This window comes from Pseudomonas sp. AC239, assembly GCF_979258545.1.
Genome location: NZ_OZ409864.1, coordinates 2,113,513 through 2,128,814, shown reverse-complemented (window position 1 = coordinate 2,128,814; position 15,302 = coordinate 2,113,513). Strand labels below are relative to the sequence as shown.

Genomic DNA, 15,302 nt, shown 5'->3' with positions numbered 1-15,302 from the left:
GATTCGATACAGCGCAAACAGGTCCGATGTGTTTCTACAGGCATAAAAAAACCCGCCGAAGCGGGTTTTTGTCGAGCAGGTCACACCAATGGATCAGAGCTCGGAGAAGCACTCTTCGATGATCGCCAGGCCTTTGTCCAGTTGCTCGTCCGGCGACGTCAGCGGAACCAGCACGCGCAGCACGTTACCGTAAGTGCCGCAGGACAGCAGGATCAGGCCCTTGTCACGCGCCTTGGCCACCACGGCAGCCACGGCAGTCGGGTTCGGCTTGTGGCTGTCGCCGTTTTCGAACAGCTCGACCGCGATCATCGCGCCCAGCGCACGCACTTCACCGATCACCGGGTACTTGGCCTGAATGGCCTTCAAACCGGTGACCAGTCGCTCGCCGACAGCCTTGCAGCGGTCCAGCAGTTGCTCTTCTTCGAACACTTCCATCACTGCCAGTGCAGCGGCGCAAGCGATCGGGCTACCGGCGTAGGTGCCGCCCAGGCCGCCCGGAGCGATGGCGTCCATGTATTCGGCCTTGCCGCACACGCCGGCCAGCGGGAAGCCGCCAGCGATGGACTTGGCGAAGGTGGTCAGGTCGGCGGCAACGCCCATCTGCTCCATGGCGAAGAACGTGCCGGTGCGGCCAGCGCCGGTCTGCACTTCGTCAGCGATCAGGAGGATGCCGTGCTGGTCGCACAGCGCGCGCAGACGCTTCATGAATTCCTTCGGCGCAACGTAGAAACCACCTTCGCCCTGCACCGGCTCGATGATGATCGCAGCGATGTCTTTCGGCTCGGCGTCGTTCTTGAAGATGCGCTCGATGGAAGCGATCGAATCGTCGATGCTCACGCCGTGCAGTTCGTTCGGGTACAGTGCGCGAAAGATGCCGCCTGGCATCAGGCCCATGCCCGCCGAATACGGCACGACTTTACCGGTCAGACCCAGGGTCATCATGGTGCGGCCGTGGTAAGCGCCAGTGAAAGCGATCACCCCAGCACGGCCAGTGGCGGCACGGGCGATCTTCACGGCGTTTTCAACGGCTTCGGAACCGGTGGTAACCAGCAGGGTTTTCTTGGCGAAATCACCCGGCACCTTGGCGTTGATTTTTTCGCACAGCTCAACGTACGGCTCGTAAGCCAGTACCTGGAAGCAGGTGTGGGTCAGCTTGTTCAGCTGTTCAGTCACGGCGGCAATGATTTTCGGGTGCACGTGGCCGGTGTTGAGTACGGCGATACCGCCGGCGAAGTCGATGAACTCACGACCTTCAACGTCGGTTACGGTGGCGTTCTTTGCCGACTCGGCGAAGATCGGGTGAATCTGGCCAACACCACGAGGTACGGCATTGGTGCGGCGGGCCATCAGTTCAGCGTTAGTCTTGCTCATTACAGTCCTCATTCGCCGCTCATCGGGCGGCGTGGTTCAAGGATGAAGCGGGAGGAATCGGCGGTGGCAGCATGCGATGATCGACTGCCACGGCGTTCCCGGCCGCAGAGAAATTTTCTGTTTGAAACCACGCAAAGGGACAGCGCTCTCGTGCCCTTTGCGTTTGCAGCGATCCCTTACTCGGCTCAGATGCCCAGGCAGAGGTATTTGATTTCCAGGTAATCTTCGATGCCGTACTTGGAGCCTTCACGGCCCAGACCCGAGGCCTTGATGCCGCCGAACGGCGCGACTTCGTTGGAGATCAGCCCGGTGTTGACGCCGACCATGCCGTATTCCAGCGCTTCGGCGACACGGAACACACGGCCGAGGTCACGTGCGTAGAAATACGAGGCCAGACCGAATTCGGTGTCGTTGGACATGGCGATCACTTCGGCTTCGTCTTTGAAGCGGAACAGCGGCGCCAGCGGACCGAAGGTTTCTTCCTTGGCCACGGCCGCGTTTTTCGGCACGTTGGTCAGGATGGTCGGCTCGAAGAAGTTGCCTTCCATCGCCTTGCCGCCCGCCAGTACGGTGGCGCCTTTGCTTACGGCGTCAGCGATGTGTTCCTGAACCTTGGCCACGGCCTTTTCGTCGATCAGCGGACCGGTGGTGGTGCCATCTTCCAGACCGTTGCCGATCTTCAGTTTGGCCACAGCCACTTTCAGCTTCTCGGCGAACGCATCGTAGACCGCGTCCTGAATGTACAGACGGTTGGCGCAGACGCAGGTCTGGCCGTTGTTGCGGTACTTGGAGATGATCGCGCCTTCGACGGCCTTATCCAGATCGGCATCGTCGAACACGATGAACGGCGCGTTGCCGCCCAGTTCCAGCGAGACTTTCTTGATGTCCTTGGCGCATTCAGCCATCAACTGGCGACCGATTTCGGTAGAGCCGGTGAAGGACAGTTTGCGCACGATCGGGTTGCTGGTCAGCTCGCTGCCGATATCGCCGGCGCTGCCGGACACTACGCTGAACACGCCCGCAGGAATGCCCGCGCGCTGAGCCAGTTCGGCCAGGGCGAAAGCGGAGAAAGGAGTTTGCGAAGCCGGCTTGAGCACCATGGTGCAACCGGCAGCCAGCGCTGGGCCGGCTTTACGGGTGATCATTGCCGCCGGAAAGTTCCACGGGGTGATCGCGGCGGTGACGCCGATCGGCTGCTTGATCACGATCAGGCGCTTGTCCGGCTGATGGCCCGGAATCACATCGCCGTAGATGCGCTTGGCTTCTTCGGCGAACCACTCGATGAACGATGCGGCGTAAACGATTTCGCCCTTGGCTTCGGCCAGCGGCTTGCCCTGCTCAAGGGTCATCAGGCGCGCGAGGTCGTCCTGGTTCTCGATCATCAGTTCGAACCAGCGACGCAGCTTGCCGGCACGCTCTTTGGCGGTCAGTGCACGCCAGGCCGGCAGCGCCTTGTCGGCGGCCTCGATGGCACGGCGGGTTTCAGCGGCGCCCATCTTCGGCACGGTGCCGAGGATTTCGCCGGTGGCCGGATTGTTGACCTTGATCGTCTGACCGTTGTCGGCATCGACCCAAGCGCCATCGATGAAGGCTTGCTGGCGGAACAACTGGGTGTCTTTAAGCTGCATGTCGGCTTTCCTTAACAGCACCGCGGCCTGCGCGGAGCAAATTATGATTGTAGAAAGGCGCCTCGCAAGGCTGCCGTCAGGGAAATCAGTGAGCGGATTGTGGCGCATCGACAGTGCACGACCGGGCGCACCTGCGCTGCAACATCCCGTCAACGAGCGTTTGAAATCTCAAACGGATCGTAGGTTCAAAGGGGGTAAAGGACAATAGGTCGTTCGAAAAAAAGAACAAAAAGGCCGCTTTTCAGATCAACGCACCGAAAACCCGTGCCGCAGGAAAAACCATAGATCAACCCCGGCAAAGCGCCAAGCGAGGGTTTTGCAGGACGTTACCGCTTTAAGGAATGCAGCGATTTCGCGCCGACACGCACACTGACAAAACCCGCCAAACCCGGCATGGACGCCCCGAGCCGACCTAGGTATGATGTCGCCCGCTGCACCAGTAGCTCAGCTGGATAGAGTACTGCCCTCCGAAGGCAGGGGTCGTGGGTTCGAATCCCGCCTGGTGCACCATGAATCAAACGAGAAAGCCCCGGACTGTGATGGTCCGGGGCTTTTTTGTGGGCGATGACAAGATCGCTGGAAGGCCGTCACTCCGTCGTCCAGTCAAACTCGTCATATTCATCGTCGTCATCCCCCTCCTCCTCAGCTTCGTCAAACACCTCGTCGTCTTCAACGAGGTCTTCTTCCGGCTGATTCAGCAGAAATTCCTTACGTGTCTCGGTTACTGCACGCCGCATTTGTTCGCCCTTTTCCGGGCAGTTGAGTAGCTGGGCGATACGGTCGATTTTTGCTGCCACGGTGTCCTCCAGCGCATTGGCAATGGCTCGATAGTGCGCGTTTTCGCGGGGCAATGCCAAATGGCTGGGGAATCAGAGCAGTCAGCCGCCCGTGAGCGGCCGAAAACCTCAGCGGTGATAGCGCCGCACCGCGCTGCTGTTGCGCAGCACATGGCCTTTGATCTTTTCCATCAGCTCGGCACGGGTCAGGCCGGCAGGCAGGGCGTCCGGGGCGAGGTCGAGGGCGTAGATCTGGATGATGTAGTGATGCGCGCTGTCGCCCACTGGCGGGCATGGGCCCATGTAGTGGGTGTTGCCTTTGCTGTTGGTGCCGCCGACGCCTTCGAGGGCGGATTTGGCGCCGACGCCGGCCGCGATCTGGTGGGTGGTGGGTTTGATGCCGTAGTGAATCCAGTGATCGACGCCCAAGCCTTTCTGGCCATCCGGGTCGTGCATGACGATGGCGTAGCTCTGGGTACCGGCCGGGCCGGCGTTCCAGCTCAGCGCCGGCGACTGGTTTTTGCCGCCGCAGCCGGGTGCGTCGCTAGCCGCTGCCGAGGTGAACAGGCGGTTATCCGACACGCCGGGGATGCTCAGGGTGAAGCGCTCCTGGGCTTGCGCCGGGAACTGCACGCAGAGGGTCACGGCGATGGCCGCCAGCCATGGGTTGAGAGAGGTCAATCGGGTCATTCCGGGAGCACCTTGTGCAATGAGGCCGTCGTCGGCCCGCAAACTATAGCCGTACCGTTCATGCCTTGGCAGTAGCAAATGGCTGAACCTCACGCCGCAGCACCAACTCACAAGGAAAAGCCTGCGAGGAAGCCAAGATGTCCCTGCACCGTGTCGCCCGTTTTACCGATGTCCCGCAAGACCGTGGCCTGCAAGTCGAAATCGGCGACTGCAAGATTGTCCTGCTGCGTGCCAACGGCGAGTTGCGGGCGTTTCAGGGACTTTGCCCGCATGCAGGTGCGCCGTTGGCCGAAGGCGCGTTGTGCCACGGCAGGTTGATCTGCCCGTGGCACAAAGCCGCGTACCGGGCCGAGGACGGTGGCCTGTGCGAGCCGCCGTCGCTGGACAGTCTCAAGCGCTATCCGCTGGAGTTGCGCGGCGATGAAGTCTGGGTCGATGACCAGCCCCTGCCCGATCCGCACACCCCGCCCGCCGACGATCCAAGAACATTCGTGGTGGTCGGCGCCGGGGCGGCGGGCACGGCTTGCGCAGCGGCCCTGCGCGAGAAAGGTTTCGGCGGGCGCATTGTGCTGGTCGACGGCGAACCGGATGCCGGCTACGACCGTACGGTGTTGAGCAAATTTGTTCTCGCAGGGGAGATGTCGCCGAAAGAAGTCCCGCCACTGCGCGATGCAGCGTTCTATGAAGCGCAACGCATCGAACGCGTGCAAGGCGAAGTCAGCGCAGTCGACGCCCAGGGCAAAACGCTTCATCTGAACAACGGTGGCATCCTGCGCTACGACGCCGCCGTGCTCGCCACCGGTGGCGCGCCCAACCCGCTGAAACTGCCCGGCGCCGAGCTGCCCAATGTCTTCGTCCTGCGCTCCAAGGTCCAGGCCGAACAGATTATCAACGCCGCGCAACCGGGTCAGCGCGCGGTGATCATCGGTGACAGCTTCATCGCCCTTGAATGCGCATCCGCCCTGCGCGAGTACGGCCTCGATGTCACCGTACTGGCTCGCCACGCAATCCCGTTCGCCAAGCAATTCGGCGACGCCGTGGGCAAAGCGATTCGCGCGTTGCACGAAGAGCACGGGGTGAAGTTCATCAGCGAGCACGAGGCGAGTGAGATCTTTGGCGAAGACAAGGTCGAGGGCGTGCTGCTCGACAACGGTCTGCGTCTGGCGGCGGATCTGGTTCTTGCCGGCGTTGGTGTTCACCCGGCCACTGAGCCGTTCGATGCACTGCCCAGGGAAGAAGACCAATCGTTGCGCGTCGATGACGGCATGCGCGTGACCGATGGCTTGTGGGCCATCGGCGATATCGCCACGTTTCCGCTGAGCGGCCAGCCAACCCGCATCGAGCATTGGCGCCTGGCCCAGCAACACGCGCGCATCGCTGCGGCCAACATGCTCGGTGGCGAGGAGCATTATCTGGATGTGCCGTTCTTCTGGACTTACCACTTCGGCAAGAACTACGACTATCTCGGACACGCGCAAGAATGGGACGAGGTCGAGTTCAGCGGCGAGCCGGAGAAACCGCCGTTCATTGGCCTGTTCGCAAAAGACGGCATCGTTGTTGCGGCGGTGGCCTGCGACAAGCAACGCGCGATGGCGCTGTTGGTTGAGCGGATGAAGCAGCCTTTGCGGATGAAAGAGGCGTGGACGCTGATTCAGGCGTGACATCGGTCCGGAGCTGCGTTGGAGCTGACGAGTGCAACGAGGCTGCGATCTCTTGATCTTGTTTTTACATAAGCAAAATCAAAAGATCGCAGCCTTCGGCAGCTCCTACAGTGAAGATCAGGTCAGGCGGTTAACCGGCTCGCGATTGCCATCTTCTTCGGCATGCAGAAAGATCACCCGCTGTTGCTCCAGCGGCGCCGGCAAGGCCTGCTGTTGTACCGGCCAGAAATGCGTTTCCACGTGGCTGATGTCGCCGTCCTGGTCGTTGTGGATGGTCATGACCCCGGGCGTGCGCAGTTTCTGGAAACGCTCCTCGCACAGCTTGAAGCTTTTGCTCAGCCCTTCATCACCAATCACCGGCGAGGGCAAACGGCGCTGGGCGAAGCTGCGGCTTTTGCTTTGCTGGTACCGCGCCCAACCAATCAGGATCACCGCGTTGACCAGCGCCACCCACATATAAACCTGCAGAGTGCCCAAGGCATCGAATGCCGAGTGCTCGATACGCGGGCCGCCGGTGGTTTCGATCAACGGCCATAAGCCGCGTATCAACAGGAACAACAGACCAACCCAGGCCAGCACCGTGAGAATGACGTCGATCACCAGCAGAAAGGGCCGTTGGCGAGTGCGGATAATTTTCATTTGATCACTTCCTCCTGGTCGTCGCCCAGCGGGCGGATGCCCCGATCAGGACTGACCCAGCGCGCGCGTTTCTTGTGTTGGCTGAACAACACTTTGGGGAAACTGACCAACGTGGTCAGCAGACTGACGAGCCAGAACACCAGCGGGTACCAGACCACCCAGAACATGGTCTTGCCCAGACCCGGCTCATAGCGCCGATCGATGATGATGCTGACCGCGAACTGCATCAGGCAGACCACCGCCAGCAACAGACCGGTGAAGGCCGGTGGCATCAAGTGATCTACAGCGATTGCATCCGGCATGACCATGAACTTGCCCATGCCCCAGAAAATCACCGACAGCAGAAAGGTGAACGCCCAACCGGTGGACAGGCAGTATTCGAACAGCAGCGGCCACAGGTAGCGATGGCGGTACTGCCAGATGCCGCGAATGTTCTTGAACAGCACTTCGGCGCCACCCTGTGCCCAGCGCAGACGCTGTTTCCACAGGCCACCGAGGGTTTCCGGCATGAGGATCCAGCACAGCGCACGCGGTTCGTAGAAGATGCTCCAGTGATCCAGTTGCAGTTTCCAGCTGATGTCGATGTCTTCGGTGATCATGTCCGGGCTCCAGTAGCCGACCCGGTTCAGTGCGGTGCGGCGGAACGCGACGATCACACCGGAGACGGTAAAGATGCGCCCGAATACCCGCTGCGTACGCTTGATCAGACCGATGATCGAGGAGAACTCGCCGACCTGCACCCGCCCGATCAAGGTCGAACGTGTGCGGATGCGCGGGTTGCCGGTCACCGCGCCAAGACGCGCGTTATCCAGCATCGGCGCGACCAGATAGGCCGCCGTGTTCGGCGCCAGCAAGGCGTCGCCATCGATGCACACCAGATACTCGCTGCGCGCAGCGATCGCACCCATGCGCAGGGCCACAGCCTTGCCCTGGTTTTCCGCCAGATGCAGGACCCGCAAACGAGGATCTTCCTTGGCCAGTGCGTCGAGCACTTCAGCCGTGTTGTCCTTTGAGCCGTCATTGATCGCGATCACTTCAATGTTCGGGTAGTGCTGGGCCAGTGCCGCGTGAATCGTATCGGCCGCATTATCGCCTTCGTTGTAGCAAGGGATCAGGATCGAAATCAGTGGCTCGCCTTCCAGTGGCGGCGGCAGCGTGTCGTCCTGCCACGGCCAGTGGCGCTCCCAGTGCAGCCAGAAATACAGACCGCCAGCGATCCACAACCCGGACATGAACAGCGGGTAGAAGAACACGAACGACATCAGGAACTGGCCGGTCACCACGAAGATCAGCCCCAGCGGAACGCCAAGGACAATCGCCAGAACAAGCAGGGCTAACAGTCTATCCAGCATGTTATGGATTCCATTTGTTGGAGAGTGCAGGCCTTACGGTTTTCAGGTCTGGCAGGTTGTCGAGGAAGTTGTCCGGGTAGTAACCGAAACTGGTCGCGCCCTGGCGCTTGAGCCGGCCCATCCAGTCCGCCAGATGCACAGCATCGATATCGGCCTGATCCTTCTGGTTCCAGTCACGCGCCTGCAATTCGAACACGGTGCGGTTGAGCGCGCCGGGACGTTTCTTCACCGTGGCAACCAGTTCTTCCAGCCACGGGCCGGACTCGGCCAGCGTCTGTTTTTCCATCAATGGCATGGCCATCGGCGCCGTCCAGTCGTAAGTGGCGAGGAAGTCATCGAGGTTCTGCGCGAACCACGCTTCGCTTTCAGGATTGAGCATCGGCTCGGCGAAGATGTTGCGTGCGGTCAGCACTTGCGGGCCGCGAATCGCACGGACCTTCGCGGTCAGTTCGTTGGTGAAGTCGATCAGGTAGCGGCTTTTGAAACGCGTCCAGCGCTGCATCGCCGCCGGGTCGTCGCGCAGTGCGGCAATCGAACCCGGCAAGCCTTGTGCGGCGTAGGCCTTCAACGCGTCTGGAGTGGCATCTTCGAAATCCGACAGCACCGCGTCGTCATGGTAAAGAACGCCATCGATCGAGGTCAGACTCGCCAGGTCTTCGTAGATTTCCCCGATGATCCTGCGCACCTCGGGATTGAACGGTGACAGGCGTTTGTACTGCTTCGGATCGACCGATGTGGTACCGGTTTTCGGGTCCCAGCGGGTCACGCGCGGCAGCTTCGAATCCAGCTCGAAACTCAGCACTGGCATCCACGCATAGACCTTCACATGAGCGCGGGTACGCAGTTGCCAGGCGACGCGGTCGAAGAGGTCGGCGCGCACGGGCAAGTGGCGGTTGGGGAAGTACAGCGAGTGCACCAGACCATCGCCCTTGGGGTCGGCAAAAGCTTGCAGAAACACCGTAGTGGGGCCCAGGTCAGAAATGCGCTGCACCAGTTTGCCGAGGTTGATGTCCTGTTGCGCCGGGTCCGGATCGTAGACGTTATCCAGATCGACATGCACCACGCGCATCGCCAACTCTTCCTGCACGCCGACGATGCTGTTGGCAAAATGCTCGCCGTCAGGATCGGACGTCACGAGAAAGCGCGGTCCGCTCATCAGGTTGTCGAGGGTGTCGAGACCGTCGTCCAGCGTCAGGGCCATTTCATAGCCCTCGTCCCCCACCACGCTCAGCGACGTGCCGTCAGCGGCACCGTACGGCCAGACCCAGACTCGCGGTTTGTAGCCAGTGACCTTGCGGATCTTCTCCGAAATAGTCTTCACGTCGGTACGAATGCGTGCCTGGAAGTCGGCTTCGGATTCGTAGCGCTTGGTGACGGGGTCATAGCGCCGCGTCGCCGCCGCCGGCTGCAGGTTGCCCTGCGGGTTGGCAAGGATGCCCTTGTGGCTGGCGTCTGTATGGGCGGCGATTTCCACCAGCCCCGATCGGGAAATCTCGCGCACCTGCTCCCAGGTCAAAAAGTCCGAACGCTTGCGCGGCGTGCCGGCAAAGTCCACGGGCTGATTCAGCGGTGTGTCGATCCAGGTGCCGACCGGCGCCAGCAAGGCGTGCCAGTTGTAGGCGCGCAACACCGGCAGCACGCGGGTATAGAAACTGGCGTAACCGTCATCGAAGCTGAGCAGCACCGCTTTCGCCGGCAGCTCGGGGCCACCCTTGCGCGCGGCCATGATCTGGTCGACGGTCACTGGTTTGTAGCCGTTTTCACGCAGCCAGGCGAGCTGCTCGATCATGCGCTCGGTGCGCACCGCCACTACGGCCTGATCGGGATCACGGTCTTCAACGTCGTGGTAGGCAATGCCGAGCACATGATTTTTCGGCCACGGTTTTTCACTGGCCGCGACCGGGCGCTCGGAGGGCGGCGCGAAGGCCGGGGCTTGCTGGGCGCAGGCGCTGATCAGCAGCGCTCCCAGCAGAAGGATGAAACGCGAGATAAAAGGCATCTTCAAACTCTTCTAGAAGCGGAAAGTGAGGTCGACGAGCAGACGCAGATCAGTTTCCCGATCACCGTCATAAGGCCGGTTGATCACACTGAACATGCCGCCCACATCGAACACGTCGTTCCAGGCGTACCGTTGGCCATAACCGAGCAACGCCATACCGCCGGTGCCGTGATCGCGTTGGCTGTAGGTGCCGGCGCCGGCCTGGAACTGCTGGCTCCAGGAAGTTTCGTAGCGGTGGTAGAGCACGTGGTTGATGTTGACCAGCGGCATCACGCTGAAGTCCGACTTCGGGTTGAAGTACGGCACGTCGTCAGATTTCGAGTTGTGGCTGGTGCCCACTTCCAGACCGGCGTCGACCTGGATGTTCGGCGCGCTGTAGAGACCTTCGCGCCCGGTGACCAACGCTTCGACACGGTTGTTGCCATCGCTGAAATGCGACGGGCTGACCGACACGCGCCACTCGCGGCTTTCGTTGGCGCGCCAGCGCAGGAACGCACTGCCGCCGTTGGCTTTGATGTCGCTGTTGAGCGCGCGCAGCGGCGTTTCCGCCGAGAGGTATTCGAGGCTGCCGCCGTATTGCCAGTGATCGTTGATGTCGCGGGCAATCGCCAGGCGCGCGCCCTGTTTGTCACCGAAGCCGTAATTGTGATTCGACACTTCGGCTTCGAGGGTCATGTCACGAGTACGCCGCTCCAGGCCGACACGCTGGAAACGATGGTGGCCGGTGCCTTCGGCGAAATCACCGGTGGCATAACCGGCACCGGCAAACACGCGCCAGTCTTCATTGATCGGCGGGCTGTACAGCGTGCTCTGGATACCGAAATCACGGCTGCCGCTGACCGCACCGGCGTCGCCACTGCCGCCACCGTTGGCTTTGCCGCCGTAGGCTTCGACGCGCAGTTCGGCCATGTCATGCACTTCCCGTTCGCGGGCCAGACGCTGCACCTGACGGTTGTCCGGATAGCGCGCGACCACATCGTCGACCAGCGCATCGTTCTGCCGCCACTCCTGCAATTCCATTGCCGTGCGCGCCTGAGCGACCTCCAGACCGGCATCGCGCGGTGCCGCGCTCTCGGCTTCCTTGAGTTGGCTTTCCGCGCGGCGTGGCCATTGGCGGGCGAGGTAGAGATCGGCCTGAGCCAGACGCAAGCCAAGGTTGCCCGGCGCCTGCTCGATCAGGGTCTGCAGCCGCTCTTCGCCGTGGGGTAGATCGGAACTGTAAGTGCCGGCCTGCGCCGCGAGTTGCTGGGCGTCCATCCATTCATCGTTGGGGTTGCCGATTGGCAGACCCTTGAGCTCGACGCGCGGACGCTGGGCTTTTGCTGCGTCTTCGGCGACCTTGCGCGCTTCGTCGGCGCGATCGCTTTCCAGCAGCGAGTAGTACAGCGCAGTGCTGTCCTCGAAGCGATCACCGGCGTCGGCGTCCGGCGCCGACAACACTTGGCGATACAGGTCGGTGGCAATCTCCGGCTCACGCTGATCGAGATAAGACGCTGCAACCCAGCGCAGGGCGTAGGTCGGAATTTGCACGCCTTCGGCCTGCAGCTTTTGATATTCGCTGATGACGTCGGCAGTGCGCGCGCGGGCCTTGAGCGCGCCCATGCGGTCGATGCGCCAGCGCGTCACGTCATCGTGGGCAGTGGCGTCGGGCGTCCAGGTTGCGAGCAGTTTGTCGTAATCGGCCAGCGCGCGGTCGGCGATGACATAGCGTTCCTGTTCGCTGCGGGTGGCCAGTTCGGCAAGGCGCACGCGTTCGGCGGCGAGATCGCCTTCGAGACGGCGCAAAGTCACCGGATCAATCAGACCGGGACGTTGACTGGCCAGACGCAGCGCCGGTTCAGGCAGACGGGCCTTTTGCAGGGCGACCACGTACTCGCGGGCCACTTCCGGTTTGTTGCCGGCGCGGATGAAGGCCTGATCGAATTCGAACAATGCGTCGTACTGTTTGCCGGCGCGACCGAGTGCGTAGCCCAAGGCGAGACGGCGTGACGGATCGTCGGGTTTGGCGGCAACCAGCGCCTGGGCGCGGGTGACGGCCTGATCGGGTTTGCCGGCATCGGCCTGGGTCAGCGCCAGGCCCAGTTGCAGGTCGGCGTTGTCCGGCTCCAGCGTCAGCGCCTTGTTGTAGACCTGAGTGGCCTGATCCCAGCGCTTGAGGTTGCGATAGGCACGCGCGGCGGCGGTCAGCGCCTGCACCGGCAGGACGCGGTCGCGGCCTTGGGTTTCATAGACTTTGACCACTTCGGCATCGAGCCCGGCCCAACTGGCGATTTGCAGGTGATCGCTGACCTGACCGTCGCTGGCCTGGCCCGGAGGCACCTGACGCAACACCGTCAGCGCAGGCGTGTAGTGCCCGGCACGGGCATCGCGCACCATTTCGTCGTAGGGTGTGTCGGCCAACGCCAACAGCGGCCAGAGCAACTGGCTGCAGAGGGCGAATCGGAACAAAGGGCGCAAACCACGATGTAATACAGGGCCATCAATACGCGGCATTTGTCAGCATCCTTACATGGCCAGCCGGGTCGCAATGCCCTCCTTGCCCATTCGTAACGGTGGCCGACAATGACAGCCCTCGGCCAAGCTTGGTGAGGCAGTCTGCACGCAAGCGTAGTCGAATTTTCACAACGCAATAATTGTTCAGAATCGGCCCATCTGTACAAAAGCCGTACAGCAAAACGCCCGACACCTGTTCACACAGGGGCCGGGCGTCCGGGGGGCGCGATGTAGGGTTTATTGCTCTTGGGTAACGCCGGCAAACTTGCTCATGAGGAAGCCAATGAATTGCTCAACGGACATCTTCTGGCCGTTGAATTCGACCTGATTGGCCGCGTAATGCAGTTTGGTCACTACGTTGGTGCCATCGACGACAGCCAATTGCGAGCCGACCGCCATGCCGGCGAACATGTCCGCCGCTTCCTTGGACTGATCGACGATGGCTTTGGCGTCAGTCTGGCCATCGAGTTGCGCCTGCACGCTGAGCAGATCGACCAGCATCGGCTTGGACACCTGAATGTTCAGGTCGAGCAGCGCGATCAGTTGCTTGCCGAGCTGATCCGGCGGCAGATCCATCGATTGCGGCTTGGTCAGGTCGATCACCAGATTGGCGCGACTTTCACCATTGGCGGTGTTGAACGACAGGTTCTCCAGCGCCAGTTGCGGGCCGGCCGCCAGCAGCTTCTGCAGATCGGCTTTGACCTGGGCGTTTTCCGCTTCGGTCAGATTCAGCTCCGGTGCCGGCAACCCCTGGGCGGCGGCTTCGGCAGCGGCTTTTTCGTATGGTTGCAACTTGGTCTGGTAGATCTGCATCAGCGACATGGTCGAAGGAATGTCGAGGTTCTTCAGGCTCATGGCCATGGCCGCCGAACCTACTTTCTTGTCGTTGAGCGTCACTTCGCCGATTTTGTAGTCGGCACGCCCCGAGGCGTTGCTGCCGCTTTCTTCGGTGCGGTTCTTCATTTCGAAGTTCTTCACGCCCAGCACCATCGGCTTGGCGCCGAAAGTGGTTTTACTGCTGGTCACTTCCAGGGTGTTTTCCCCGGTGTAGTAGCCGTAGCTGCTCTTGGCGAGGTTGCTGGCCAGGGTCAGGCCATTGAGCTCGACCTGCACCGGCGCCTGGTCTTCCGACACGGTGACCAGTTTCAGATTGTCCATGTAACCGTCGGCCTTGACCTTCTGCGCCTGGGCGCTGGCGGCGATGTCCATGCTCAGCCCGGAAAACTTCAGGCTCGATTGCTCATCCAGCGCGGTTTCGAACGGCACCAGGTTCAGGGTGCTGGTGGTCGATTCGTCGTAGCCGATGTTAGTCACGCCCTTGAGCGGCGCGGCGCCGTTGGTGGCGGCGAACCATTTTTCCGTGGACGGGCTCTTTTCCAATTCATAGTTGCTGGTGGCCATGACCGGCAGCCACTTCAGCGACACCAGACGCGAGAACGGCAGCGGGCCGTGTTCGATGTGGTCAACGAACAGCAACTCGACCGGCGCATCACCGAACATCTCGCCTTCGCCCTTGAGGCGATAGTGCGCGGTGCTGGTGAAGGTGTGACGCTCCAGCGATACCAGTTCCAGCGACGCGGTGCCGTTGGAGCCGGCCATGGCGGTCTGCAACTCTTTGTTGGCGTTGGTCACGGCGTTGTTCAGTACGCCTTCGATCTTGGTCCCGGTGTACCAGGCCCCGCCTGCGCTGATCGCGCCGATGGCAACAACAATTCCGAGAAGCACGCCTGCTGATTTATTCATGAATGACCTGATCGGTTTCCGTGGCTGTGGATGAAGTCGTCTTCCTTGAACCCGGGATCGGGTCGCGGCTCGACTGTGCGCAATTGAGCGGTGGAGATTAGCACCGGGCGCGGACGACGGCCCAATGTTTAAAGGTTAAAGAGTGTCTATGGGGGGAATGGACCGCTGACAGGGTTGAAGAGTTTCCGCGTCAGGAAGGACGCTATCGCGAGCAGGCTCACTCCTACAGGGGGAACGCATTCCAAATGTAGGAGTGAGCCTGCTCGCGATAGCACCGGGTATATTCACAGCAAATCAGGAATACTGAACCTCGATTTCATCCAGCTGATGATCAAAGCTCTTCAGCCGCGCCGTCCAGGTATACACCAGCACCTCGAAGTCCCGATCGATCACCGCCCCGCCCGTGGTATCCGCGCGCACATCGCAGAAATCCAGCTGATAGCGCTCACGAGCCATGGCCGTGGCGACGTCGGACAGCTCGCGCGCGTTGTTCAGCCAGTGCCAGCCTTCATCGGCGATCTGCTTGTCGAGTTCCAGGCATTGCTTCTTCAGGGCTTCGAGGCTTTTTTCCAGCGGCGTGCCGGTGAGTTCACCCATGACTTCGGCGAAGGTTCGCCCAGGCTGCCAGTAGCTGCCCCAGAAGTAGCGGTCGAACACGGTCTCGACGCGGCGCAGGGCAACTTTGGTGTCCCAGATCAGCACGAGCATCTTGCCGCGCTCGAGCTGGCGCTTCTTGACTCGCTGCAGCTGAATCGAGGTCCACGCGACGACGACGATCGCCATCACCGCGATCAGCGCAACGGCGCTGTCGAGAAAAACCATCGCCGTGTCGATCTGGTGGGCCAGCATGATCCCGTAGAAATACGTGGCCGAGAGCAGCACCAGTGCGACCAGAGCGCACCAGAAGCCGAGAGCGTAAGGGTTTTTCATTATTGGTTTCCCCTGGGCCA

At 61.4% G+C, this 15,302-nt stretch carries 11 protein-coding genes and 1 tRNA gene; 2 read left to right on the top strand and 10 right to left on the bottom strand.

Features of this window, described 5'->3' with window-relative positions:
* Positions 1-93: 93 nt before the first annotated feature.
* Both gabT and gabD read right to left on the bottom strand, forming a co-directional pair.
* Positions 94-1,371 (bottom strand): 4-aminobutyrate--2-oxoglutarate transaminase, encoded by a 1,278-nt coding sequence (gabT, locus tag ACZ0AZ_RS09795; protein WP_016772251.1) that lies wholly within the window; start codon positions 1,369-1,371, stop codon positions 94-96.
* Positions 1,372-1,556: 185 nt separating this feature from the next.
* A complete protein-coding gene (gene gabD / locus ACZ0AZ_RS09790) occupies positions 1,557-2,999 on the bottom strand; it encodes an NADP-dependent succinate-semialdehyde dehydrogenase (RefSeq protein ID WP_024011131.1) in 1,443 nt (480 codons plus the stop codon).
* 433 nt (positions 3,000-3,432) lie between these two features.
* On the opposite strand from gabD, the gene ACZ0AZ_RS09785 reads away from it, so the two are divergent.
* A tRNA-Arg gene (locus ACZ0AZ_RS09785) sits at positions 3,433-3,509 on the top strand.
* Positions 3,510-3,586: 77 nt separating this feature from the next.
* On the opposite strand, the gene ACZ0AZ_RS09780 is transcribed toward ACZ0AZ_RS09785, so the two are convergent.
* Both ACZ0AZ_RS09780 and ACZ0AZ_RS09775 read right to left on the bottom strand, forming a co-directional pair.
* The gene (locus tag ACZ0AZ_RS09780; protein ID WP_080769327.1) at positions 3,587-3,856 is read right to left on the bottom strand and encodes a hypothetical protein; all 270 of its coding nucleotides are present in this window, start codon (positions 3,854-3,856) and stop codon (positions 3,587-3,589) included.
* 48 nt (positions 3,857-3,904) lie between these two features.
* Positions 3,905-4,465, bottom strand: coding sequence for a YbhB/YbcL family Raf kinase inhibitor-like protein (locus ACZ0AZ_RS09775; RefSeq protein WP_016772253.1), 561 nt, complete (start codon positions 4,463-4,465; stop codon positions 3,905-3,907).
* A gap of 137 nt (positions 4,466-4,602) precedes the next feature.
* Between ACZ0AZ_RS09775 and ACZ0AZ_RS09770 the strand changes: the two genes are divergently transcribed.
* Positions 4,603-6,126 carry an FAD-dependent oxidoreductase gene (locus tag ACZ0AZ_RS09770; RefSeq protein WP_463537283.1) on the top strand — a complete coding sequence of 508 codons (1,524 nt, stop codon included), beginning with the start codon at positions 4,603-4,605 and terminating at the stop codon, positions 6,124-6,126.
* 117 nt (positions 6,127-6,243) lie between these two features.
* On the opposite strand, the gene pgaD is transcribed toward ACZ0AZ_RS09770, so the two are convergent.
* The 6 genes from pgaD to ACZ0AZ_RS09740 form a co-directional block, all read right to left on the bottom strand.
* Entirely contained in the window at positions 6,244-6,765 is a 522-nt protein-coding gene (gene pgaD / locus ACZ0AZ_RS09765) for a poly-beta-1,6-N-acetyl-D-glucosamine biosynthesis protein PgaD (protein ID WP_310404564.1), read from the bottom strand.
* Positions 6,762-8,117, bottom strand: coding sequence for a poly-beta-1,6-N-acetyl-D-glucosamine synthase (pgaC, locus tag ACZ0AZ_RS09760; protein WP_039756318.1), 1,356 nt, complete (start codon positions 8,115-8,117; stop codon positions 6,762-6,764). Before pgaC ends, pgaD begins: the two co-directional genes overlap by 4 nt.
* 1 nt (position 8,118) lies before the next feature.
* Positions 8,119-10,116 (bottom strand): poly-beta-1,6-N-acetyl-D-glucosamine N-deacetylase PgaB, encoded by a 1,998-nt coding sequence (gene pgaB / locus ACZ0AZ_RS09755; RefSeq protein WP_463537282.1) that lies wholly within the window; start codon positions 10,114-10,116, stop codon positions 8,119-8,121.
* A gap of 12 nt (positions 10,117-10,128) precedes the next feature.
* On the bottom strand, positions 10,129-12,609 hold the full coding sequence (gene pgaA, locus ACZ0AZ_RS09750) for a poly-beta-1,6 N-acetyl-D-glucosamine export porin PgaA (RefSeq protein ID WP_463537281.1): 2,481 nt from the start codon (positions 12,607-12,609) through the stop codon (positions 10,129-10,131).
* Between the two features lie 237 nt (positions 12,610-12,846).
* Positions 12,847-14,352, bottom strand: a complete 1,506-nt coding sequence (locus ACZ0AZ_RS09745) for a YdgA family protein (protein ID WP_463537280.1) — start codon at positions 14,350-14,352, stop codon at positions 12,847-12,849.
* A 294-nt stretch (positions 14,353-14,646) separates the two neighbouring features.
* Complete coding sequence (locus ACZ0AZ_RS09740) at positions 14,647-15,282, bottom strand: hypothetical protein (RefSeq protein WP_039756312.1); 636 nt, start codon at positions 15,280-15,282, stop codon at positions 14,647-14,649.
* Positions 15,283-15,302: the final 20 nt, after the last annotated feature.